The 25,204-nt window shown below is 66.9% G+C and carries 15 protein-coding genes; 2 read left to right on the top strand and 13 right to left on the bottom strand.

What is annotated here, in order from left to right:
• Positions 1-89 precede the first annotated feature (89 nt).
• The 8 genes from ACYVI5_RS00805 to rpsL form a co-directional block, all read right to left on the bottom strand.
• The gene (locus ACYVI5_RS00805; protein ID WP_460578592.1) at positions 90-1,955 is read right to left on the bottom strand and encodes a polysaccharide biosynthesis protein; all 1,866 of its coding nucleotides are present in this window, start codon (positions 1,953-1,955) and stop codon (positions 90-92) included.
• A gap of 55 nt (positions 1,956-2,010) precedes the next feature.
• Positions 2,011-2,979, bottom strand: coding sequence for a beta propeller repeat protein (locus ACYVI5_RS00800; protein WP_460578591.1), 969 nt, complete (start codon positions 2,977-2,979; stop codon positions 2,011-2,013).
• A gap of 3 nt (positions 2,980-2,982) precedes the next feature.
• Positions 2,983-3,582: a low molecular weight phosphatase family protein gene (locus tag ACYVI5_RS00795; RefSeq protein ID WP_460578590.1), complete on the bottom strand. Its 600-nt coding sequence runs from the start codon at positions 3,580-3,582 to the stop codon at positions 2,983-2,985.
• Positions 3,579-5,006 (bottom strand): tyrosine-protein kinase domain-containing protein, encoded by a 1,428-nt coding sequence (locus tag ACYVI5_RS00790; protein ID WP_460578589.1) that lies wholly within the window; start codon positions 5,004-5,006, stop codon positions 3,579-3,581. The genes ACYVI5_RS00795 and ACYVI5_RS00790 overlap by 4 nt, the downstream gene beginning before the upstream one ends.
• A gap of 371 nt (positions 5,007-5,377) precedes the next feature.
• On the bottom strand, positions 5,378-6,571 hold the full coding sequence (tuf, locus tag ACYVI5_RS00785; RefSeq protein ID WP_325454851.1) for an elongation factor Tu: 1,194 nt from the start codon (positions 6,569-6,571) through the stop codon (positions 5,378-5,380).
• 102 nt (positions 6,572-6,673) lie between these two features.
• Positions 6,674-8,788 carry an elongation factor G gene (gene fusA / locus ACYVI5_RS00780; protein WP_460578588.1) on the bottom strand — a complete coding sequence of 705 codons (2,115 nt, stop codon included), beginning with the start codon at positions 8,786-8,788 and terminating at the stop codon, positions 6,674-6,676.
• A 147-nt stretch (positions 8,789-8,935) separates the two neighbouring features.
• On the bottom strand, positions 8,936-9,406 hold the full coding sequence (rpsG, locus tag ACYVI5_RS00775; protein ID WP_022900966.1) for a 30S ribosomal protein S7: 471 nt from the start codon (positions 9,404-9,406) through the stop codon (positions 8,936-8,938).
• Positions 9,406-9,780 (bottom strand): 30S ribosomal protein S12, encoded by a 375-nt coding sequence (rpsL, locus tag ACYVI5_RS00770; RefSeq protein ID WP_460537808.1) that lies wholly within the window; start codon positions 9,778-9,780, stop codon positions 9,406-9,408. The genes rpsG and rpsL overlap by 1 nt, the downstream gene beginning before the upstream one ends.
• 993 nt (positions 9,781-10,773) lie before the next feature.
• Between rpsL and ACYVI5_RS00765 the strand changes: the two genes are divergently transcribed.
• Together ACYVI5_RS00765 and ACYVI5_RS00760 are read left to right on the top strand one after the other, a co-directional pair.
• The gene (locus ACYVI5_RS00765) at positions 10,774-11,637 is read left to right on the top strand and encodes a hypothetical protein (protein WP_460578587.1); all 864 of its coding nucleotides are present in this window, start codon (positions 10,774-10,776) and stop codon (positions 11,635-11,637) included.
• A gap of 354 nt (positions 11,638-11,991) precedes the next feature.
• On the top strand, positions 11,992-12,978 hold the full coding sequence (locus tag ACYVI5_RS00760) for an LLM class F420-dependent oxidoreductase (protein WP_460578586.1): 987 nt from the start codon (positions 11,992-11,994) through the stop codon (positions 12,976-12,978).
• A 231-nt stretch (positions 12,979-13,209) separates the two neighbouring features.
• On the opposite strand, the gene ACYVI5_RS00755 is transcribed toward ACYVI5_RS00760, so the two are convergent.
• The 5 genes from ACYVI5_RS00755 to ACYVI5_RS00735 all read right to left on the bottom strand — a co-directional run bounded on the left by ACYVI5_RS00755 (position 13,210) and on the right by ACYVI5_RS00735 (position 24,834).
• Positions 13,210-13,797, bottom strand: coding sequence for a hypothetical protein (locus tag ACYVI5_RS00755; RefSeq protein ID WP_460578585.1), 588 nt, complete (start codon positions 13,795-13,797; stop codon positions 13,210-13,212).
• A 72-nt stretch (positions 13,798-13,869) separates the two neighbouring features.
• Complete coding sequence (locus ACYVI5_RS00750) at positions 13,870-14,271, bottom strand: hypothetical protein (protein ID WP_460578584.1); 402 nt, start codon at positions 14,269-14,271, stop codon at positions 13,870-13,872.
• 54 nt (positions 14,272-14,325) lie between these two features.
• Entirely contained in the window at positions 14,326-19,755 is a 5,430-nt protein-coding gene (locus ACYVI5_RS00745) for a DUF6531 domain-containing protein (RefSeq protein WP_460578583.1), read from the bottom strand.
• A 111-nt stretch (positions 19,756-19,866) separates the two neighbouring features.
• A complete protein-coding gene (locus ACYVI5_RS00740; protein WP_423354985.1) occupies positions 19,867-20,151 on the bottom strand; it encodes a pyrophosphorylase in 285 nt (94 codons plus the stop codon).
• Positions 20,152-20,337: 186 nt separating this feature from the next.
• A complete protein-coding gene (locus tag ACYVI5_RS00735; RefSeq protein WP_460578582.1) occupies positions 20,338-24,834 on the bottom strand; it encodes an FtsK/SpoIIIE domain-containing protein in 4,497 nt (1,498 codons plus the stop codon).
• Positions 24,835-25,204 lie beyond the last annotated feature (370 nt).

Below are 25,204 nucleotides of genomic sequence, written 5' to 3'. Positions count from 1 at the left end.
GTTTCCAATCCTGAACTGCACAGGTGCTCCGAAGCACTGGCGCTTCAACTGCACAAAGCCATTCGGCCGCCTGCCCACGGAACTGCACATTAAGACCGGTTTGGAGCCCACGCTCGCCTCTCGGTACCCACGTCGATGATCGTCGTGCCAGCATCATCCGTCCGCAGCCGATGCTCCCACCCTGCGTAGTCCAAGACATCGGGGTTCATCGGATTAATCCTCGTGTGCGATATCTTCGGATGCTTTGGCCGCGAGTCGGTCTCGCCGAGTCCGATCAGGTCCTCGTGCAGCTTCTCGCCCTCCCGAAGGCCCGTGTACACGATCGGGATGTCCTTGCCACTAGCGGCAATCATCCGCTTCGCAATGTCGAGAATGCGAACCGGCTCGCCCATGTCAAGAATCAGCACCTCGCCGGGCTCACCGATGCCGCCCGCCTGCACAACCAACTGGCAGGCCTCCGGGATGGTCATGAAGTAGCGGGTTGCATCCGGATGCGTGATGGTCAGCGGGCCACCGGCTTTGATCAGCCGCTGGAAAACCGGGAGCATCGAGCCCCTGCTCCCGATCACGTTTCCGAAGCGAACGGAAAGGTATCGAACGCCAGACTCCTCCGCCGCCCATGCCGTGAGCTTCTCGCCGACTAGCTTGGAGTGCCCGAGCACGCTCGACGGGTTGGCGGCCTTGTCTGTGGAGATGTTGACGAACACCTTGGTGCCGGCATCCATAGCTGCCTGCAGCACGTTGAGCGTGCCGATCACGTTCGTCTTCCATGCCTCATCGGGGTACTGGGCCAGCATGGGCAGATGCTTCAGCGCCGCCGCGTGGAAGACGACCTCGGGACGGCGCCCGGTGAAGATCTTCCGCAGGGTCTCGCTGTCTCGGATATCGGCCAAGACGACGTCCTTGGTGTTCAGGAGCCCATGACCCGAAATGCTCAACTGAGTCCCCTGAAGTCCGGTCTCGTCGCGATCGAGCATGATCAGCTCACGGGGGCTGAATCTCGATATCTGTCGGCACAGCTCAGAGCCGATGGATCCTCCGGCACCTGTGACGAGCACCCTCTTGTCAGCGATGTACCCCGCGATCGATGCGACGTCGGTGTCGACAGGATGCCTGCCAATAAGATCTTCGATCTCAAGGTCGCGCACCTCTGACGGCCCGCGTTCGCCGAGCAGCACCTCATCGAGGGTAGGTAGCACTTTCACGTCAAGACCGGCGCCGGATGCCTTGTCCGCGACGGATCGAAGGAACTCGGCATCCGCACGCGCGATCGCGACGATAAGCACTTCGGCGCCGGTGCGCTCAGCAATCGACGCTAGCTCGTCTCCCGTGCCCAACACCGGGACTCCACGTAACTGACGCGATCTGAGCGCTGGGCTGTCGTCGATAAGTCCGACGGGAAGAAGCGTCGAAAACCTGTCGGTCAGCATGCGTTGCACAAGGTTGGCGCCCATATATCCCGCGCCGTAGACGAGCGCCGGCTTCGCATCGTCTCCCGGCCGCCCGAGCCGATCGACGTACAAACGCTTCATGTACCGCACGGCGCCCATCATCACGAAGGCGAACGGAAGTGCCCCGAAAACGATGCTGCGGGCTAGACCCACCGTTGTGCCGATCAGCGCCAACGGGATGCCGCAGACGGCAGCGACGACCAGCACCGTGTAGAGCAGCGCTCGCACCTCCTCGAAGCTGCCGTAGGTGTAGCGGCCGCGATAGAGCGAGAATGCAGCACCCGCGAAGGCCTGCGCAATGATCAGTGTTACGCACAACACGCCGACTGTGAGCCACGAGATTTGCCCGACCGAGCCGTCATATCGGAGTCCGACGGCCACGAACACCGCAACTACCCAGGCCAATGCGTCGAGCACGACCTGGGAACCGAATCGCACGAACAGAGACGTCCCGCGGCGAGCCGTGTCGGCTCGCACCCGGTCACTGAACAGGGAATGCTTCATGTCGGCCTCTCTGCCGAACGGGGATCAGGGCGATGCCAAAACCGGGTGCCTTTGGTCAGTGCCACGACGCACCTCCATCGCTCGAGCGGGCGAGAGCGTCGCCGGCCCACAGCCATAATGTGCTGCCACCGCTTGCCATCGCGACCGCACCAGGCTGTGGCGCCGCTGTCGCGAAGCATCCGCTCGTCGTCGCCGCACCGTTGCCTGAGTCGAGCGACGAGACGGAGACTCCGGCGCATCCTTCGATGTCGCCCGCCGCGGTCGCGTACCCGTTGGCGAAAGCCGTGACCGCGACCGCGCCGGGAACAGCGAGCGGAGCGCCCCAGCCGGCTCCGGCGTTCGATGTGCGATACACCGTGTGATTTGCACAGAGCACCGCGGCAGACGAGGCGTCCCGTACGGCGAGCCCAACCATCGACGGGCAGGGCGCGGGCACATTACCTTGCGGGGAGTGCACGGTCGTGGGACTGCTCGGGTCCAGGTACCACGACCCGGTCAGCTGATCGTTGTAGGTCGCCCAGTTGGCGCCGGCAACGTAAGTACGCATGTATTGCACCGCACAACTCGGCTTGTCGAGGGTGATCGCCGCCGCTTCGGTGTTGGATGCCACGGTGATGCGCAGCACCGACGATGCACCCGACAGGCTACCCGCGTCGGCCGGCTGCCACGTCCCTCCGCCGTCGGTGGTGTGTTCCAGACCGGCGGCCGTGGCGGGGCACGCACCAGTGGTGGCGCGCCAGGCGACCTGATCATCCAACGCCGACAGCACGCGCGTCGGTGCCACGGCGTTCGGAATCGCCGCCTGCGTCTTCGTTGCGGTGGGAGTCGGACGAGGCGTGGACGCATTCGTCGCGACTGCGGTCGCCGGATCTTTCCGCGCCTTCGGCGAGGCGTTCACAGAAGCGAGGGCCCACGCGACGAGAAGCACGTCCACCACAACGAAGACGATCAGACCCGCGATCGCCCAGGTTCGACCAGGGCCATACATCCGCCCAGGCACACTCGTTCGTCTCGTCCGCGCCACCGGCTACTCCTGCGCGAACGCCGCGGTCGCATCGAGCATCACAGATACGATCGAACGCACGGCTTCCACAGTGGTGCGCACGGAACTCTCGTAGACCGCATCGTCTTGTCGATAGGGGTCGACAATGTCGTCGTCGTCCGGGTTTTCCAGAGGGGCCACAACCCCCCGATTGGATGCGGCGATCGCCACTAGCGTCGTTGCGCGCTGCACGGCGTCGCCGACCGAGGCGATCTCGGCTTGGTCGTCGATGTTCAGCGTGGCCAGGAGCCGCTCGAACTCGCGCAAGGTGAACGTGTACTGAGATGCCCTCGGCAGAGTCTCCACTACACGGCGCCGATGGTCGCGCGATGCGGTGAGCACGAGGTCGGCATCGCGAAGTTGCTCGACGGTAAGCTGGCGGGCACGGTGCTTCGAAGGATCTCCGCCGGACTGCGCCGAGTAGCGCGCGGCACGTTCATCCATAGGCCGCCCGACCAAGGCCTCGGTGCCTGCGCTGTTCACCGCCACATCGAGCCCGTCGAGGCCGACTCGGAGTAGCTGCTCCGCAAGCGGTGACCTGCAGATGTTTCCGGTGCAGACGGTGAGGATGCGGAACCCGCTCATGCCCGCGCCGCTCTGCGGGTGCTGCGTGGCGCCTCCTCGACGCCTTCAGCGAACTCGTGATCGATCCCATAGCCGTACTGCCCGTAACCGTAGGAGTCCGGGCCCTTCGTGGGCAGCATGGTGATGACCATGCCGACCAATCGGCTGCCCACGTGCTCCAGGGCGCGCACGGCACCGGCGAGCTCGTTCTTCTTCGTCTGGCCGGAGGCGACCGTGATGATGGCTCCGCCGGTTATCTTGCTGACGACCGCGGCATCCGTCACCAGTAGCAGGGGCGGGGTATCGATCAGTACAAAGTCGAACGTGTCGGTGAGAGTGCCGAGCAGCTGGGACATAGCCCGCGAACCCAGCAGCTCGCTCGGGTTGGGCGGGATTCGCCCGGCCGGGAGCACATACAACTGGCCCCGACCCCACTTCTGCATCACGTCGGCTAGTTCCGCGCGGCCGATCAAGACATCCGTCAACCCGACGGCACCCTCGATGCCCATGTACTCCGAGATCTTCGGAAGACGCAGATCACCATCGACGAGCGTGACCTTGGCACCGGTCTCCGCGAGCGCGATCGCCAGGTTCGCCGCGGTGGTGCTCTTGCCCTCGCCCGGAACGGAGCTGGTGATCACGTAGCTGCGGGGACCGTCGCCGATGTTGATGAACTGCAGGTTCGTACGAAGGCTGCGGAACGACTCTGCCCGGGGGTTGCGTGGATCGGTGTGCACGATGAGCGGCCGCTTCTGCGCGTTCGGGTCGAGGCTGATCCCTCCGAGGATCGGTCGGTCGGTGACCTGTTCGACATCGTGGGAGGAGTGGATGCGCGTATCGAGCACGTTGCGCAGTACGGCCACAGCCACCCCGACGGCGAGTCCGATGAGCAGGCCGAGCGCGACGTTCAACGGGATCTTCGGGCTCGACGGGGCATCCGGTGCCACGGCCGCCTGCACGGTCTGAACGTTCACCAGGCTCACGCCGCCGGCCGGCTTCTCGAGCTTGTTGGTGACGATGTATGCGGTGTTCTGGCCGATGGAGTTGGCGATCTTCGCGGCGAGTTGTGGATCGTTCTCGGTCACCGTGATGTCGATGAGCACCGTGTTCAGAGGCGACTGCGCCGACACCTTCGTCGCGAGTTGGCCCGACGTCGTCTTCAGATCGAGATCTTTGATCACCCGATCGAGCACCGCCGAGCTACTGACGACGCTGACGTAGCTGGTCACCGCCTGCTGCGCGAAGTTGGTGCCCTGCACCAGATCGCTCGTGCCGCTTGTGCCGTTGTCGCCCGCACGTACTGACACGTACAACTCGGTCTTCGCCTGGTACTCCTTCGTAGCAAGCAACGAGTAGCCGGCGGCGATGGCGACACCGGCCAGCGCACAGACCACGATGAGAATCCAGCTCTTGTGCAGGATCCTGAGATAATCACGCAATTCCACGTGTCAAAACCTTCCCCGAAACACGGCATTCGCCGCGAAGGCCGCCCGCAAAATCGTCTCATGGACGGGATCGGATTGCGCCAGGGCGATCACAGTTCGGAGCGCGACCACGCCTTCTCCTGCCGCCGATCCGTTCAGGCGCAACGGCAACGATGAGGGCCTGTCAGGTAGCTAGACTACCGTCGGCCCGGGCCCGAAACCGCTTGACCCTGTACCCCGTAAACAGGGGGCATGCGCGCGTGGCGGGCGCGAACTGGGGACCGGTGAATCGTCCGGGCGATGAACGACGAGCCGTGCTCCTCCCGTACGAGCACGCGAAAAAGGGGCCGGGCCCGAAGGCCCGACCCCTTTCGAGATCGACGTAGCGAAGGCTACTTGATGATCTTGGTCACCGTACCGGCACCCACGGTGCGTCCACCCTCACGGATGGCGAAGCCGAGGCCCTCCTCCATGGCGATCGGCTGGATCAGCTCGACCGTCATGTCGGTGGTGTCGCCGGGCATGACCATCTCGGTGCCCTCAGGCAGCGAGATCACGCCGGTGACGTCGGTGGTGCGGAAGTAGAACTGCGGACGGTAGTTCGCGTAGAACGGGTTGTGGCGGCCACCCTCATCCTTCGACAGGATGTACGCGGTGCCCTCGAACTGGGTGTGCGGGGTGACCGAGCCGGGCTTCGCCACGACCTGGCCGCGCTCGACATCCTCGCGCTTGGTGCCACGGAGCAGCAGACCACAGTTCTCACCGGCCCACGCCTCGTCGAGCTGCTTGTGGAACATCTCGATGCCCGTGACCGTGGTCTTCTGCGTCGGGCGGATGCCGACGATCTCGACCTCGGAGTTGATCGCGAGAGTACCGCGCTCGGCGCGGCCCGTCACGACGGTGCCACGACCGGTGATGGTGAAGACATCCTCGATCGGCATCAGGAACGGCTTGTCGCGGTCACGCACCGGGTCGGGGATGGACTCGTCGACGGCCTCCATGAGGTCGAGGATGGACTGCGTCCACTTCTCGTCGCCCTCGAGCGCCTTCAGGCCCGACACGCGCACGACCGGCGCGTTGTCGCCATCGAAGCTCTGGCTCGACAGGAGGTCGCGAACCTCGAGCTCGACGAGCTCCAGGATCTCCTCGTCGTCGACCATGTCGGCCTTGTTAAGCGCGACCAGCAGGTAGGGAACGCCGACCTGCTTGGCGAGCAGAACGTGCTCACGGGTCTGGGCCATCGGGCCGTCGGTCGCCGCGACCACGAGGATCGCGCCGTCCATCTGAGCGGCACCGGTGATCATGTTCTTGATGTAGTCCGCGTGACCCGGGGCGTCGACGTGCGCGTAGTGGCGCTTCGGAGTCTCGTACTCGACGTGCGAGATGTTGATCGTGATACCGCGCTGGCGCTCCTCAGGAGCGGAGTCGATCGACGCGAAGTCACGGGGGACGTTCACGTTCGACGGGTACTTGTCAGCGAGCACCTTCGAGATCGCCGCAGTAAGCGTCGTCTTTCCGTGGTCGACGTGACCGATCGTTCCGATGTTGACGTGCGGCTTGGTCCGCTCGAACTTGGCCTTAGCCACTGTGGGTCCTCCTCAGGACTCTCGTGTAGAAGCTGCGGGCGGCATGGACCGGCCGGACATTCTACGGGGATCAGGGATATGTTACGGGATATTGCTGGGGTGTTACTCGCCCTTGGCCTTCTGGATGATCTCGTCGGCCACAGCCTTCGGGACCTCCGCGTAGCTCTCGAACGACATGGAGTAGACGGCCCGGCCGGAGGTCTTCGAACGAAGGTCTCCGATGTAGCCGAACATCTCCGACAGCGGCACGTGCGCCCGCACCACCTTGACGCCCTGAGCATCCTCCATGGCCTGAATCTGACCACGGCGTGAGTTCAGGTCGCCGATGACGTCGCCCATGTACTCCTCGGGCGTGCGCACCTCGACCGCCATCAGCGGCTCGAGCAGCACCGGGTTGGCCTTGCGAGCGGCCTCCTTGTACGCCATCGAACCAGCGATCTTGAACGCCATCTCGGACGAGTCGACCTCGTGGTAGGCACCGTCGAGCAGCGTCGCCTTGACGCCGACGGTCGGGTAACCGGCGAGCACGCCGACCTGCATGGCATCCTGGATGCCCGCATCGACCGAAGGGATGTACTCGCGCGGAACGCGGCCACCGGTGACCTTGTTCTCGAACTCGTACGTCGTCTCGGCGGTGACCTCCAGCGGCGCGAGCGCGATCTGCACCTTCGCGAACTGGCCGGATCCACCGGTCTGCTTCTTGTGCGTGTACTCGAGCTTCTCGACCGTCTTGCGGATGGTCTCGCGGTAGGCAACCTGGGGCTTGCCCACGTTCGCCTCAACTTTGAACTCCCGCTTCATGCGGTCGACGAGGATGTCCAAGTGCAGCTCGCCCATACCGCCGATGACGGTCTGGCCGGTCTCCTGGTCGAGCTCGACGCGGAACGTCGGGTCCTCTTCGGCGAGCTTCTGGATGGCCGTGCCCAGCTTCTCCTGGTCGGCCTTCGTCTTCGGCTCGATCGCGACCTTCAGCACCGGCTCCGGGAACGTCATGGACTCCAGCACGATCTGCTGGTTCGGGTCGCACAGCGTGTCACCGGTGGTGGTGTCCTTCAGGCCGATCACCGCGTAGATGTGGCCTGCGGTCACCGCGGCGACCGGGATCTCCTTGTTGGCGTGCATCTGGAAGATCTTCCCGATGCGCTCCTTCTTCTGCTTGGTCGAGTTGATGACCTGCGCGCCGGACTCGAGGTGGCCCGAGTAGACGCGGATGTAGGTCAGGCGACCGAAGAAGGGGTGCACGGCGATCTTCGAGACCAGCGCGGAGAACGGCTCGGTGGCATCCGCGTGACGCTCCAGCACCTTCTCGGGGTCGCGCACGTCGTGACCCTGCACGGCGGGCACGTCGAGCGGGCTCGGCAGGAAGTCGACGACCGCGTCGAGCATGGGCTGCACACCACGGTTCTTGAACGCGGAGCCGCACAGCACCGGGTAGATCTCGTTGTTCACGGTGAGCTTGCGGATGGCCGCCTTGATCTCGGCGACAGTCAGCTCCTCACCGCCGAAGTACTTCTCCAGCAGCTCGTCGCTTGTCTCCGCGACGGTCTCGAGCAGAGCGTGACGGTACTCCTCGGCCTTCTCCTTGAGGTTGGCCGGGATCTCCTCGATCTCATAGTGGGCGCCCATGGTCACGTCGCCCTTGGCGTCGCCCGGCCACACCAGCGCGCGCATCTCGATGAGATCCACGACGCCGACGAAGTCGTTCTCGCTGCCGATCGGCAACTGCAGCACGAGCGGCTTGGCACCGAGACGGTTCACGATCGTGTCGACGGTGAAGTAGAAGTCGGCACCCAGCTTGTCCATCTTGTTGACGAAGCAGATGCGCGGCACGTTGTACTTGTCCGCCTGACGCCACACGGTCTCGGACTGGGGCTCGACGCCCTCCTTGCCGTCGAACACGGCGACCGCGCCGTCGAGGATGCGCAGGCTGCGCTCCACCTCGACGGTGAAGTCCACGTGACCGGGGGTGTCGATGATGTTGATCTGGTTCTTGTTCCAGAAACAGGTGACCGCGGCAGACGTGATGGTGATGCCGCGCTCCTTCTCCTGCTCCATCCAGTCGGTGGTCGAGGCGCCGTCGTGCGTCTCGCCGATCTTGTGGTTGACGCCCGTGTAGAACAGGATGCGCTCGGTGGTTGTGGTCTTACCGGCATCGATGTGCGCCATGATGCCGATATTGCGGACCTTCTGCAGGTCGGTGAGCACGTCTTGTGCCACGGGGATTCCTCCGGAGAAAGATTGGTGTGATTTGCCGGCCGACTGAGCCGGCGCGCGGGGCGGGGAAAGGGCATCCTGCCGCCCCGTGCGTCCGTTCAGATACAACCCGTTTCGGGGCCGTTTTGTTCCGGCTAGGGAGGCGGATATCTACCAGCGGTAGTGAGCGAACGCGCGGTTCGACTCGGCCATCTTGTGCGTGTCTTCGCGACGCTTGACGGCGGCACCGAGACCGTTGGAGGCATCCAGGATCTCGTTCATGAGACGCTCGGTCATCGTGCGCTCGCGACGGGCCTTCGCGTAGCTGGTGAGCCAGCGCAGGGCGAGAGTGTTCGCGCGGTGCGGCTTGACCTCGACCGGCACCTGGTAGGTCGAACCACCGACGCGGCGGCTCTTGACCTCAATGGTGGGGCGCACGTTGTCGAGCGCCTTCTTGAGCGTGGCGACGGCATCCTGACCGTTCTTGGCGGCGACGCCCTCGAGCGCGTCGTAGACGATGCTCTCGGCGAGGGACTTCTTGCCGTCCTTCAGGATCTTGTTCACCAGCTGGCTGACGACCGGAGCACCGTAAACCGGGTCGGCGACGACGGGGCGCTTAGGAGCGGGACCCTTGCGAGGCATTACTTCTTCTCCATCTTCGCGCCGTAGCGGCTGCGAGCCTGCTTGCGGTTCTTCACGGCCTGGGTGTCGAGCGCGCCACGGATGATCTTGTAGCGAACACCGGGCAGGTCCTTCACACGACCGCCGCGCACGAGCACCATCGAGTGCTCCTGCAGGTTGTGGCCCTCACCGGGGATGTACGCGGTGACCTCGGTACCGTTGGAGAGCTTGACGCGGGCGACCTTGCGGAGCGCCGAGTTCGGCTTCTTCGGCGTGGTCGTGTACACACGGGTGCACACGCCGCGCTGCTGCGGGTTGGCCTTGAGCGCCGGCGCCTTGGTCTTCGAGACCTTGGGCGCGCGGCCCTTGCGGACCAACTGCTGAATGGTTGGCACTGTTTCTCCTAGTTGTGCTGCACGGTGACAGCGTTGATGATTCTTTTCACATCGCGACCCACCGGATGCCGCAGAGCAGCGGCATCTTCTTTGTTGGTGGGTATGCCGTGGGGGTAGCCCGCGAGTGCAAGGCTCCCTGAACAGTGTGGTTTCGGATTGAGCTGGTTCCTCGTCCGCCGTCGCGACGGGCACGGTTCAAGCGCGCACAGAGCGCACACCCGCAATAGCTTACTCGACGCGGCGTGTCGCTCCAAATGCGCGTGGGTGGGGCGGTAGTGGCTGGGGCGGGCGGGGCCGTGCCGTGGGCGGGGACGTGCCGTGGCTGGGGCGGGCGGGGCCGTGCCGTGGGCGGCGACGTGCCGTGGGCGGCGACGTGCCGTGGGCGGCGACGTGCCGTGGGCGGCAGCGCCGTGCCGCGCCGGCGGGTGCGGGGCATCCCACCTCGCGGGCGGGCGGGGCGAGGCATCCCATCTCCCTGGCGGGCGCAGCGAGGCATCCCATCTCCCTGGCGGGCGCAGCGAGGCATCCCACCTCGCTACGGACGCGGGCGCATCCACCTCGCTGGCGGGCGCGAGCGTCCCCGCTGTCGAGACTACGATCTACCGCCGAAACTACGAACTGGTCATCGAGGCTACGAAACTCCCGCCGGGACTATGGACTTTGACCATAGTGTCGGCGCGAAAACCGAAGTCTCGATGGCGCGCGCGGCGCGACGGAGGCGTGGGATGCGCATCCCACGCCTCCGCGGATGCGCTTATCCACAAGCGCTAGTTCTCCACAGATCGGGTGGGATGCGTCGCGCGGTGTCCGGCGGCGACCGACCATCGGGAGATGGTCCAGTTTGTTCCCTCCCCCATCGCCCTCCGTGTCGCTGGGGACGCGGCTGGTAAACCGCTGCACCGCGACTCGGCGTTCACGCGTGTGCACTCTCGCGTTTTCGCGCCGAAAGCGGAGTGGGAAGCGTTGCCCCCCTGGGACCGATACCTCGCGCGTGTGCATGCTGTACGGCTCAGCCGCCCGGGCGCGGTGTTCTGCCTTGAGTCGTCGGCGAGTCTGCTCGGCCTTCCGGTGTTCGGTGAGCCGAAGCATGTGCACGTGCTCAGCGACTGGCCACAGGCTCACTCCACGTCGGCAGCTGGGCTCGCGTTACACAAGTTCGCCGACAGCCGGGCGATCACCTCCACGGAAGAAGGAGCCGCGGTCGGCATAGCGGACACCGTCCTCGACCTTGCTCGCGTGTTGCCGCCGGCCTTCGCGTTGGCCGTCATGGATGCAGCGTTGCGCACCGCTGGCCGCGGAGTGACGACATCCGCATTGTTGGAACGAGCTCGACTCCAGAGCTGGAAACGCGGCATTCGCCAGCTCGAGTGGGTTCTGAGCGAGACAAACCCACTTGCGGAATCCGTTGCGGAGTCCGTGGGACGAGCGGCGATCCTCTGGTTGGGCTACCCACGGCCGGAGCTGCAGATCGAATTTCACTATGAAGGTGTCACTGACCGGGTCGACTTCTACTGGCGAGCACGTCGCATCGTGGGTGAATCGGATGGCTACGGAAAGTACCGGGCCGCCGACGTTCGAGAGTCCGAAAACCGTCTCATCGCCGAGAAGGAGCGAGAAGACCGCCTGCGGCGACACGAAGGTGGATTCGCCCGCTGGGACTTCGGGGACAGCGTCCACCCAGGACGGCTGGACCGCAAGCTTCGTGCCACGGGCCTGCAGCCCATCCGTCCACAGGATGCAAGGATGCTCGCGACGCTGAGGCACAACCCGCGATCATTCTCGCCCGAGACCGGTCACCACATCAGCGCAGGCTCCTCCGCTCGAGCACACCGGTTACACGTCTCAGAAGAGCGGTGACCGTCATGGCGGCGGCGGTGCGCGACGATGAGGAGACGCGTGCGCGTGTATGCCGCAATCCCCCGTCCTCGGGCTGCCGCGGGCGGGCTAGAGCCCGCCCTTGCCCTCCACGCTATGGGGCGTCGTGGCGACCGGAACCTGGTCTCCGACTGCCCGAACCTGGCAACCGCGCCGAAGCTATGGATGCGGGGCCGACGCTTGCGGGAACGGGCGTAGTCTCCACGCGGCGTCTATAGCGTCAGCGGCGATTGTGCAGTTTCGGTGCGCCCTTGCCAGCCGGAGACGGCGGCACCCGGGTGCGCGGCAGCCGGGGCGGCAGCACGATGGCGCGCACCGGTCGCTAACGTGAACAGCATGCGATTTGGAACGTTTCTCCCTCAGGGCTGGCGATTCGACCTCGTCGGCATCGATTCGGCCGAGCAGTGGCCCACCATGCGCGGTCTCGCGCAGAAGGCAGACGCCGGCCCCTGGGAATCCCTTTGGGTATACGACCATTTCCACACCACTCCCGTGCCGAGCGAAGAGGCGACACACGAAGCGTGGACACTGATGTCGGCGTTCGGCGCGTCGACCGAGCGCATCCGTCTCGGACAGATGTGCACGTGCATGGGGTATCGCAACCCGACGTACCTGGCCAAGGTCGCGGCGACCGTCGACCACGTCTCGGGCGGACGCATCGAGATGGGCATCGGCGGCGGCTGGTACGAACACGAGTGGCGGGCATACGGCTATGGATTCCCCGAGGTCCCGGACCGGCTCCGGATGCTCCGCGAGGGCGTCGACATCATGAAGCAGGCGTGGACGACCGGCACCGCGACCCTCGACGGGCGGTACTACCAGGTGGACGGCGCGATCGTGCAGCCGACGCCGCTGCAGCCCGGCGGCATCCCGATCTGGATCGCCGGCGGCGGCGAGAAGGTCACGCTGAAGATCGCGGCGCAGTACGCGGACTACACCAACTTCACCGGCTCGCTCGACGAGTTCGACCACAAGTCGCAGGTGCTTGCCGAGCACTGCGAGACGCTGGGGCGCGACTTCGGCGCGATCACCCGCTCGTCGAACTTCAACACGATCATCGCCGAGACCGAGCAGGAGGCCAGGGACCGGCTGGATGCCGTGCTCGCCCGACTGCGTCCCCACCTCGGTGACGAGCGCACGGCGCGCATCGAGCAGGAGTACCTCGGCTCAGACGGCTTCGGCACACCGGAACAGGTCGTGGAGCGACTGCGGAAGCGGGCCGAGCACGGGCTCGGGTACAGCATCCACTACTTCCCGGAGCTTGCGTACGACACCTCCGGGTGGGAGCTGTTCGAGCGGGAGGTCATCCCGGCGCTGGCGTAGGGGGCCGCGCAAAGCGGCCGAGGTTCCGGCGCTTGCGTGGCGGTCAGCGGAACGCCGGCTACGACGTATCGGTCAGCGGAACGCCGGCCCCGACGTAGCAGTCACCGGAGCGCCGGCCCCGACGTAGCAGTCACCGGAGCGCCGGCCCCGACGTAGCAGTCACCGGAGCGCCGGCTACGACGTAGCGGCCAGCGGAACGGCGGCCACGGTGACGGCGTACGGCGGGCCCGGTCAGAGCGGCCAGGACGCATCCGGGATCGCCAGATCCGGTCGGCGCGCGCGGAGGAACTCGATCAGCTGCGGGTAGCCCAGCAGGATGCGGGATGCGTGGAACAGCCGCTTCGTGGCCGAACGCGCCACCACCCCGCCGTAGTTGTTCGAGGCCAGAGGCTTGAGCGCGGCAATGTCGCCGACCGCGACCGCACGAGGTGCCCCCACTCCGCGAAACACCCAGACCGTGTCCGACGTCACCTCCAAACGTGACCTCGCCATGCCGTGCGCCAGCCAGACGAAGAGGATGCCCACGACCGCCATGACCACGGCCGCGATGCCCATGCCCGGCGTTGGGGACTCACCCGGTGCGGTCAGCGCGACGAGAAGGAGGAAGCATCCGATCACCATCGCGGCGATGCCCACGGTGCGCACCAGAACGCGCTGCCATCGTCGCGAGCACACCACGAACAACACGCCGGCACGAGTCGCCTTCCACGTCGCCGTAGACGGCGCCCGTCGAACCAGGCTCGAGACGACCGCGGTCACGAGGAACAACACCACAATCGGCAGCAGAAAGCTGATCAGGAGCGCCGTGGCCTGGTTCATTCATCTCCCTCTTGGCGGATAAACGTCGACCGCCCGCCATGCGTGTCGCCGGAGGCGACTCGAAACGCGAGTCTATGGCGCTTTGCGCCAGGATTCGGCCGTGGCTCCGGAAGAGCCGAGGCTCAAGTAGACACGCGAAAGCCAGCCGAAACGGAAGTCGTAGTCAGTGTGCGGCGCGAACTGGCGTGCCGCTTCCTTGACGTTGTCGGCTCGGACCCCCTTGTTGTACCAGACCTGGCCACAACTCGTGGCGAGTTTCACCGTGTAACCCGTGACCCTGGTGCCGGTGCGCGTCGGCGAGGACGAATAGACCTCGCACCTCACCCACTTCGGGTCGACCTGCTCCAGCCACGGCGACGCGAAGGTGTACCCCAGGAACAGCACCATCAGGGCCAACGCGACGAGGAGCACGACCGTGCCGATCGTCTTCTTCCTGGTCGTCGTTCGGTTTCCTTCCCCACCTGGCCGCCCCACCAGGCTACCGCCCGCCTGGTCGCTTCGACACGGCGCTCAGGGGCACGGATGCGTTCACGGAGCCGCGTGTGCGGGCACGTGACTGACGCCCGGCATGACGTTGGGCATGAGCAGACCAGTGGCTGCCGCCTTCGCATTGCTCGCGGGGTCGATGCCGTTGACCGCCATGTCGTTCGCGGTCGTACCCACTGCTCCGACGACGTGTCTGCTGATCGACGACGATACGACTGCGCTCTGCGGGAGGGCATGGCGACCCACGCCCGCCGCATGCTGCGGCATGTGAACATGCGAGCCGACCAGATCCTTCACCTTGTCGCCGACGGAATCGGTGACCACCGAGGTCGCCGCGCCTGTTCCGAAGCCGATTCCCGCGTTCGCGAGGTAGCCGGAGGCGCTGCCGTGGAAGTCCGTCTTGAAGCCGTAGGCCAGGGTGTTCATGGCGGCACCGCTGGAGCCGCCGCTGAGCGCCGACTGCACGAGTGCCGGTTTCAGAACGGTGGCACCGGCTTTCGTCAGAAGACTGGCGCCGTCGGCCGCTGCAGCCCCGCTCAGCGACGTCGAAGCCACGGTCAGACCCTCGGCGACTCCGGCCCCGACGGCGCCTCCGAGGGCGCCGACCGCAGCATCCTCACCCACGGTCGCCCAATCCACCTTGCCCGTTGTGGCCTTCTGGATGGCGATCGAGGTGCCACCGCTGATGAGGGCACCGGAGCCCGCCAGCAGCGCCACCCCGAGTGGCCCGCCGACGCCGGTGCACATGAGGGCGATGCCCCCCGCGATGGCGACGCCTGCGACGATGTATTCCCAGTTGTGGCTCACCCAGTTGGTCGTGGCGTTCCAGGCCTTGGAAAGCCACCCCTGGGTCTGCTGCTTCAGCTCAGCATCCGTGAGCGGGTGCAGACCCGTTGGGTCGCTGAACGCGAGCGGGTTGTTTCCCGCGTAGCTGTACGGGTTCGCTGCCCAGCCTGCGCCCAGAACGGGCGCCACCGGGTCGGTGGCCAGGAACGCATGGGTGGCAGGATCGTAGGGGCGCGCTCCGAGCCACTCGAGAGGGTTGGACCCGGTGAGGGCCCCTAGGGTGAGGGTTCCCGTCGCGGTGAGGCCGAGACCGCCGGCCACTCGCAGCACGGGGTCGACGCGCCAGGGATCCGCCGTGTCTGCCCTGTTCGCGCGCCAGCCGGGAGACATCCATTGGCTTCCGATGCCCGTCACCGCGCCGAGCGGCAGGACCGCCGTGTGGTCGATGCCCGCCAGAGTGGGGACCGGCGCGGCCGTGTCCCACCAGAGCGTGCTCGTGCCGGCGGCGGTCAGTCGCCCGAGTGCGTCGCTGTGCAGCGGAACCGTGTTCGCCCTACCGCCGGTCGACGTGTCGACGACGCGGTTCAGCCATCCTGTTGCAGTCCATTCGTAATCGCGTACGGCGCCGTCCGAATGGATGGTGCGGGTACGGTGACCGTCGAGGTCATACGTATGCGTCGTCGTGGTGCCGTCATCGTGATGCTCGGTGATCAGCTGACCGGCGGGGTCGTAGCCGTACGTCTCCGTGACCTCATCGTCGGTGCGCTGCACCAGGCGACCGTTCAGGTCGAACGACCAGCTCTGGCGGTTCCCCTCGGTGATCGCCTCGGTGAGCTGCTCGGCCAGGTCGTAGCCGTAGTCGGTCGACACGCCGTCGCGCGTGATGCGCGCTATCCGGCCCTCCTCGTCGCGGTGGATCACCGTGAGGTTCGAGCCCTCCGGCCCGGTGATGGTGTGTGCTGCCGTATATCCGTCGACCCACTCCCAGACCTGGTCCGTGACATCGCCGGACGGATCTGTGGTCCGCGCCGTGACGAGTTGGCCTGCGCTGTCGTATCCGAGCGTGACGATGCCGAGTCCGGGATGCTCGACGCGGTCGAGTCGCCCGGCCAGGTCGTAGTGGTACTGCGTGACGCGACCGAAGGCGTCGACCATGGAGGTACGGCGGCCCGCGGCGTCGTAGGTCCAGGACATCCCCCTGGCCCGACCGTCGGCGCCGATACGGCTGTCGCGCACCAGTCGCGCCGCGCGATCCCACTCCATGACGTGTGTCACGGGTGAGTCACCCGTGAGGTCCTGGATGGTCTGGGTGCGGTTCGGAAGGTCGCGAGCGACCGTGCTGATCACGGCGCCGTCGACGCTGAGCGCCACATTCCGGCCCGATGCGTCGTACTCGAAGGAGATCCGTCGCCCATCAGGCGACTGCTGCCACATCTGACGTCCGGCCGCATCGTATCCGGCGGCGGTCACGCGGCCGAGGGGATCGGCCTGCGCAACGAGGCGGTTCATCCCGTCCCATTCGTGCCTGATCTCACCACCGGCGGGATCGATGATCCGCACGAGACGGCCGTTCTCGTCGTATTCGTAGCGGGTGACGCCGCCGAGTCCGTTCGTCACGGCGACCAACTGCCCGGCCCGGTCGTAGGAGAAGCGACGCGTCCCCCACCAGGTGTCGGCGGCGGAGACGATTCGACCGCACTTGTCGTACCGGTAGGTCGCCGTTCCTGACCCCGGCTGGTGCACCTGGACCAGCCGGCCGCACTCGTCGTACTTGGCCCAGGCGGCGTCGCCGTTCGGAAGGGTCTGGCGCGCCAGGAACGAGTCGGCGTCGTACTCGCGCCTCGTGACCCCGCCATCTGGCGCGATCTCCTCGACCAGGCGGCCGCACACGTCGTACGTGTACCTGGTCTTCAGGCCTGTCGGATCCGTGACTTCCGTAGGGCGACCTGCTGCATCCCGCTGGATCAGGGTGAGAGCACCCTCCGGATCGAGGATCTCCACCACTCGTCCGCAGGCATCGTAGACGAACGTGTGCGAGTCGTCGTCTCCGGATGCCACGGCCTGCGGCCGGCCCAGCGCATCCAGGCGCAGAGTGGAGGCGAACAGTCCATCGTCAACGGTCACCGAGTTGTTCTCGGCGTCCATGACGACCGTTCGGGTCACTCCCGTCGGATCGGTCGTTCCGACGAGCTCGCCGTCGGCGTCGTACCGGTTGGACCAGACCCCACCCGTCGGGTCGACTGTCTCGATCAGGCGGGAGAGCGAGTCGTGCGAGTACGACCAGACCGAACCGTCGGGCAACTGCACCGAGGCCAGATTTCCGAGGTCGTCCACCGTGCGCGTGATAGCGCGGCCGAGCGGGTCGATGCTTCGCGTCTCTTCCCCTGTCGGACCGTACTCGATTTCCGTACGGCCGCCATCGGGCGCCACCACGGCCGCGAGCCTGCCGGCCGCGGTGTGCTCGAACCGCCACACGCCGCCATCCGCATCCCGCCGGCTTACCAGCACACCAGCGTCGTCGTACGAATACGTGGTGCGATGCCCGGACGGCGTGACCGCCGCGATCACTCGACCCGCGAGGTCGCGCTCGAGCCTGGCAACATCTCCGACCGCGTTCGTCGTCGAGATGAGGTCGCCGTGCTCGTCATAGCCGAACCGGAGCACCACACCGGTCGGATCCGTCACCTGGGACAGCAGGCCGTTCTCCCAGACCATGACGCTGCGACCGCCGACGGGATCGAGGATGACCGACGGACTCCTGTCGTCGCCCTCGTACTCGTAACTGGTCACGGCATCCGCTGTGCTTCCGTCTGCGGCGCCGACGACGACCGTGACCACTCGGTCCCTGTCGTCATACCCGTACTGCAGGTCCACCCCGTCGGGGGTGACTTGATGGATCAGCCGCCCGCGGTCGTCGTACTCGCGAACGGTCTTCTGGCCGAGGCGGTCTGTTGCCTCCACCATGTCGCCGTATGCGTCCCACACGTACGATTGCCGGTTCCCGTCGGAATCGATCACACCGACCAGACGCGCTAGACCATCCGCGATCCAGGTGTTCGCCCGTTCCCCGTTAGTGTCGGCGACCTCGGTCACACCGCCGGGCAGGTACGTGTACCGGCTCGTGCGACCGAACGACGATCGCTGCCAAGTGACCCGGCCCGCCTCGTCGTAGCCGTTCACGAGAAGAATGACGCCGTCGGCGTCGATCACCTGCTCGATGAGACCCGACTCCTCGCCCCAGAGGTACTGACGCGTACCGGAGGGCCCGGACACCGAGGTCAGTCGACCCGCGTCGTCGTAGGCGTAAGCGACGCGTCGTCCATCGGACCCCTCGATCGCGGACACACGGCGGTCGTCCCACTCGATCGAGATCGACCGCGCCCGCTCATGCACGAGGCCGATCAGCCGCCCGTCCCCGTCGTGCATCAGGTCCACCCGGGTGCCCGCACCACGCGCGAATGAGGCGAGGCGACCGGATGCTGCGAACATCCAGGTGCCGCCGGCGTTGTCGGACACGACGAAGCCTTCGTCGATCCTCTCCAGCCAGTACGACGATCCCGTCGCCCTGTCCCACCCGTCGTTGGAACGCGGGAACACCACGTGCCGGCCATCCGGCTGAACCCAGTGCGCGGCATCCTCGACGAAGAGCAGTCCGCTCTCGGTCCACGACGACCAGCCCGGGCCGAAAGCGCCAGGGGTCGGGTCGACCGAGTTGTACATGCGTGTGAAGACGAGCGCGCTGCAGGCCCCGTCGAACGCCAGGTCGGTCTCCGGCTCGATGAAGTTGCCGGTCGCGGTGTTCACCGGGTCGTCGGCGTAGCCGCTCGTCACCAGTCCGCCCTTGACCGTGGGCATGCTGATGGTGAGGTCCTGCCGCGTTGCGGACACGTGAGCGGCGGCCAGTGCGGCGGAGATCGCCGCGTTCGACAGCGTGCACACGCTGCCGGAACCGCCGGCCTTCTCGAATGCCGCGGCAACCACCTTCGCCCAGGTGGCTTCCTGGGTGTTGCCCTGGATGAACTGCTGGAACGCGGTCAGAACGCTGCTGGCATCCAGGCTCCCCCAGCCGCACGACGAGGTGAACGCCGTGTAGGCCTTCTGTACGGCGGAATGCTGGGTCGTGAGCGCGGTGTCGTTCGTGCCCGTGGTGCTCGCGAACGACGTGAGGTTGTCCGGAATCGCCGAAGACGTTCCCGACGAGGCGCCGCCGGACCCCGGGTGAGGAGTCTGCCGGGGTCCGACCGGGGGCTTGGCGGCCACCGGGTTGAGCGGCGGAGCGGGCGGGCCAACCGGAGGCGTGTCGCTCTGGCCGAACACGTTGTGCTCGACCCAGCCCCACGCGGAGCTGAGCCCGCTCTGATGCTTCTGGTCCTCTTCCCACTTCCGCGCCTTCTCGCGGCGCTGCTGCTCAGCGTCGGCGGCCTTCTGCAGCTCCCCGGTGAGCGTCGCCACGGCGCGCAGGGCAGTGGACAGCTCACCGGCATCCTTCACCTGCGTCGCACCGTTCGATGCGAACAGGGTGGAGAAGTACCCCTTGAACTGCTCCTCGCCCTTTGTGCGCGCGGACTGCATCGAACCCTTCTGGCCGTCGATCACGCCGGCAGCGGTGTTGCACGCCGAGATCAACGCCTGAGCATCCGAATCGGAGAACTTCACGTTCTCCTTGTATGCACCCAGATCAGCCATGGCAGACGCCTACTCCCCTACGAAATCCTCGAATTCACCGACATCACGGGAAACGGGCTCGGTCCGCAGACCGGCCCGGTTCGCCTCTGGAGCCGAGCGACCCCGTCGAGCTCAGTTACCGCCGCCGGCGGTGAAGATGTTCGTCGAGATCGTCTTCAGCTCGCGGTGAAGCTCGTCCAGCTTCTGGATCGCGTTCTTCAGCGCCGTGTTCGTGCTCGGCCAGGTGTCGTTGCGGAACGTCTCCGCCAGCGGCCCGTCCCAGTTGTTCGGCTCGGACAGGATCTTGCCCTGCGCGTCCAGAGCACTGATCTGGTCGGTGAGACCGCCGTTGATGATCGTCTGAATCTGCGAGATCGCCGCCTTCGCGGCCTCCGTCGACAAAACACGAGAAGACATGGATATCCCCTAATTCCTTTTCGCCTGCTGAGCAGGACACGATAAGACCCCGGGTCATCCCGTACGAGAGCAGAGGATGACCGCGAAGCACTTCCCTACGATCCCGCCGGATTTCCGTTCCGCGGGCCGTTGAACCGATGCTAACGGCACCATCGGTCACGAGGACATGGGGACAACTCCCCATGCTCACGGCAACGGCAGCTGCACTCGTTCGAAGGCGCCCCTGGCGACGTACACGCCTCGCCCCGGCGGGAATTCGTTGCGCGCCGCACGCGGCAGCGGGGTGTTCAGGATGATGTCGCCGTCGGTGCTCTCCGGTTGCAGCAGGAGGCCGCGCCTGCTCGACTTCGCCTCGCCGATCATCCCCCAGCCGGATGCCCAGCCGCCTTGATCGCCATCGGCGAGAAGGAAGTGGTCGCTGCGGTTCACGGCCTTGATGAGGTCGGTCAGCGCCGAGTCCGCCGCGGACTGCGAGAAGTCGCCGATGGACTCGATGAAGACGGCGATGCGCGTGCCGCCCTCCTCGCGCACCGAGGCGCTCACCTTCGATGCGAGAGCGTCGGCCGCCTCCGCTGACGTGGCGACCTCCGCCCAGATGGGTTCGCGCGACGCGACGGACCGCGAATTGCCGATGTAGTACAGGAGCGCCGAAGGGTCGAAACGCCGCAGGGAGCGGGCCATCGCGATGAACGCCGTCGTGCGTCCGCTGGCAGGCGGACCGGACAACACCATCGCACCGACGGGGTCGAATCCGATCGGCACCAGATCGGTCTCACCGACGCCGAGCACAGGGCTCTCGCCCACCCGGTCGGGGAGAGAGGCTTGCGGATACTCCACGGGCAGCGACCCGACCTCCGGAGCCGGCGTCACGCCCGCTCGCTGCATGGCCTCCGCCAGCTTGGCGACCTTGGCCGACTGCTCGGAGACGACGGAGGAACCGCCGAGCACCGCGATCTGGGTCTCCAAGCCGTCCACGAGCGCCCGGCCGGGTGGGGAGGTGGAGGAGAGCACGTCGTGGGGTGCGTCGAGCATCCGGTAACCGTCGTCGTCGGCGAGCCGCAGCACGACGTTGCGCTGCACGCTGGCCGACACGGAGCTCGGTACCGCGCCGCCGCGGTCGGCCGTGAAGGCGGTGTGGATGCCGAGCTGGCGGCCGTCGGTGAGGATGTCGCGGAAGATGTCGTACAGCTGCGCCCGGTTGCCCACCGCCTCGAAGTCCTCCCGGAAGCTCGGGAACCCGTCGATCAGGAGCAGTATTCGCGCTTCCTGCGGTCGCGCGGTGAGCGCGCGGTACTCGGTGATGTTGGATGCGTTGGCGTTCGCGAAACGCACGGAACGGTCATCCAGTTCCTTACGGAGCATGCGAAACAGCCTCGCCACTCGCTCGATGTCGTCGCCCTTGACGACCGCGCCCACGTGCGGCAGCTGATCGAGCATCCGAAGAGCGCCCGCACCGAAGTCGAGCGCGTATACCTGCACGGGACCGCCACGCGGCGTGATGGCTGCCGAACAGGCCAGTGTGCGGAGCACCGTCGACTTGCCCGAGCCGCCGGTGCCGTAGATGGCGAGGTTGCCGTCGACGTCGGGCTGGAAGTAGATCGGCACCTGCTCCTGCAGATCGGGCACATCGGCGACCCCGAGCAGAAGTTCCGAGTCGGTGCGCTGCCGCAGCAGGCTCAGGTCGTACGCGGGCGCAAGCTCATCGAGCCACGGCCGCCGAGGAGCGGGGATGCCTGCGACGCCTTGCGCGTCGATCATGGATGCGACGAGCCGCTGCTGGTCCGTCGGGCCCGGGTCGCGCCTCAGGTCGGCGTCGGGGTCGGGTGCTGTCGGGTCCTCCCAGCGCACCTCGCCGCCGAATCGCAGCTCAGCGACGTCGATGCCCGCGCGTTCCGGCTCTCTGCTCGTCCAGCCTCCCGCGTAACCGGACTGGAAGAGCGTGAGCCGCCCTGGGCCGGTCTTCGCCACACCTCTGCCGGGGATTCCGGGGTCGAAATGGGCGGCATCCTTCGTTCCCACCACGTCGGTGGAGTCGGCCTCGTCGGCCATGCGCAGCGCGACCCGCAGGTTCGTGTTCGCGCGCAGGTTGTCCCGGATCACACCGGCAGGGCGCTGCGTCGCCATGATGAGGTGGATGCCGAGGGAACGGCCGCGCTGAGCGATGTCGACGACACCGTCGACGAACTCGGGCACCTCGCCGACCAGGGCGGCGAACTCGTCGATGACGAGCACCAGGGCGGGTGGACTGTCGGGGTCGCCGCGTCGCTCGAGTTCGAGCAGGTCCTTCGCCTTCTTGCGATTGAGCAGGTGCTCACGGTGCCGCAGCTCGGCCCGCAGGCTGGTCAGGGCGCGGCGCACCAGGTGCGGGCTCAGGTCGGTGACGAGGCCGACGCAGTGCGGCAGGTGCACGCAGTCGGCGAACGCTGATCCGCCCTTGTAGTCGACGAACAGGAACGTCACCCGGTCGGGGCTGTACTCGGCCGCCATGCCGAGCACCCACGCTTGCAGGAACTCGGACTTGCCGGCACCGGTGGTGCCGCCGACGAGCGCGTGCGGGCCCTGCGTGCGCAGATCGAGGTGCATGGGATCGATGCCCGCGGATCCCACGGTGGCACGCAACGTTCCGGTACGGCGGGGAGCCGGGGCCGCGCCGCTTCTGTCGTGCACCGAGTTGTTCTGGCGCCAGCGATCCACGACCGCCTCGCTCGCCTCGACCAGGTCGTGACCGAGCAGCGTCACGAGCGAGATGGATCGCGGCAGGTCGCTCGAGTCCGCCGTGACGGCGCCCGCATCGATGACCGCCGCCATCCGCCGGGCGAACTCGAGCGCGCGCCCGCCGTCGACCGTCTCGGTCGCGACATCCTCGATGACCTCGCCGAGCCGCACAAGGCCGACGCGGCCCTTCCCGGGGTCGTCGCTCAGCTCGAGGTAGGTGCGGCAGACGGCGGGCAGCGCGGGAACATCGTCCGCGATCCAGATGGGATAGACACCGGCATCCGCGGCGCGCTCGGCGAGTTGAACGAGGCGCGCCCGGTCGACCGACGCATCATCGGAGATGAGGACGACCATGGCGGGGATCTGCGCCTGGGTGCCCTGGTCGGACTGCTCCTTGCCCACCTCGGATCCGCGGTCGAGCTTGGCGGCGTCGGCCTTCATCGCACCTCGGCGCTGCACCTGCCTCGAGGCGAGGCGTGATTCGATGAGGCCCTCGAGCGCCGAGACCAGGGTCGCCCCGCTCGACGCGCTGTCGGCGAGATGCCCAACCCCGATCGGAGACTGCGGGCTCGAGGTGTGCGGGATCCATTTGAGCCACTCGAGCTCGGCCGACCACCTCGGGGAGACGATCGCGGCGACGGCGAGTTCCGCCGGAGAATGCAGCGATGTCAGCTGCACCATGATCGAGTTGAGGCTGCCGATCGCCTGATGCGGAGACCCGGCGATGCCGAGAGCGCCCGAGTCGTAGAGGTCGTCCACGATAGGCACGTTGTCGATCGTCGCGTGCGCGGCCACCACGTCGTCGAGGCGCTCCTGGTAGGCCTTGAGGATCTCGCCGCGGCCACCCGTCTTGATGGTGTTGCGGCTCTTCATGCGCCCGACGCCGAGCCGCACGTTGAGGAACGACCAGTGCTCCGGCCGCCGCGTCCACAACAACGGCCCGCGGAGTATCGCCTGGTTCAGCGCGTCATCGGTGGACGGGGACTCCTTCGTGCGCAGCCGCGTCTCGTTCGCGAGCTCCGCGTCCAGCTCCTCCGTGAGCCCGGCAAGCCGTTCGTCGAACTCGGCGATCGACTTCTTCAGGCGGCGCTTGCCCCTGCGCTTCTCGGTGAGCGAATTCCCTATCATCATGACCGGCGACATCAGGATGAACAGCAGCGAGGTGATCTGCTGGGAGAACGCGAACATCAGGCCACCGACCAGCAGCGGCGCGATCATCGCCAGAAGCGGGAACGGCTGCGGTTCGGGCTCCGCGGGAGGCTCCGGTGCGGCGAACTCCTGCCCGGCGTAGCGCACCTCGACCTTCGGCGACCGGTTGAAGAACACCGGCCCTGCCTTCGGTGCCATGCCGGAGGCATCCGGATGCGTCACCGTGACCTTCACCTCGGAGTCGCCGATGACCAGCACCTCCTCGCGCTTGATGCGCAAGCGCGGAACGATGCCCCCGTCGACGACGATTCCATTGGCGCTGCCGAGGTCGACGACCTCGACCGCATCGGACGTCTCGAATCTGACGTGCCGCTTCGAGACGAGTCCGTCGTGCAGAACGATGTCGCAGCCGGGGTCGCGCCCGAGCACCGTCGTGCCGAGCGCCAGAGGGAAGCTGCTGCCGGCATCCGGGCCGCTCAGCACGGTGAGGGTCGCAACCTGGATGCGACTGCCGGCTTCGTTCGCCGTGAAGTGCACATCGGCCGGCGCGAGCTGCACCACCGCACCGCTGGCGATCCACGCCTCGCCGACCGGCACATCCGGCGGGAGCGGCACCGACTCGGCCTGGCCGGGAAGCGTGGCGCGCAGTGTCAGCGGCGCCGCTTCGGCCGATGGAACGGATGCCAGTGCCTGCGCGCCCATCGGGTCGAGCAGCGCGATCGCCGTGGCGATCTCGGAGATGCTGGCTGCGGCATCCGCGGTGACGACGATGTCGGCGGGTGTGCCGGAGGGCCGATTGAGCGTCAGCTTGAGGCGCATGGCGGAGACTCCGAGACGGTCCGGCGCGGAACCCACAGGCGGGAACCGTGCGTCGCGGGAGCGACATCCGCGACCCACCCACCCTAACCGCCGCCCGGCCGTGCGCCGCCGCCGGCTGCGCTCCGCGGCGGCTGGGCTCCGCGGCGGCTGGGCTCCGCGGCGGCGCCCGACCCAACGCGGACGCCGGCCACCGCGACGCGGACGCCGCCCAGCCCCGACGAGAGTGTCGCCACCCCGACGCGGACGTCACCACCCCCGACGCGAGTGCCGCCACCCCGACGCGGATGCCACCCCCAACGCGAGAGCCGCCACCCGAACGCGAGAGCCGCCACCCGAACGCGAGAGCCGCCACCCGAACGCGAGACTAGGT

The organism is Humibacter ginsengisoli (assembly GCF_054780095.1).
The sequence above is the reverse complement of the archived record's forward strand: the minus strand, read 5'-3'. Positions and strand labels throughout refer to the sequence as shown.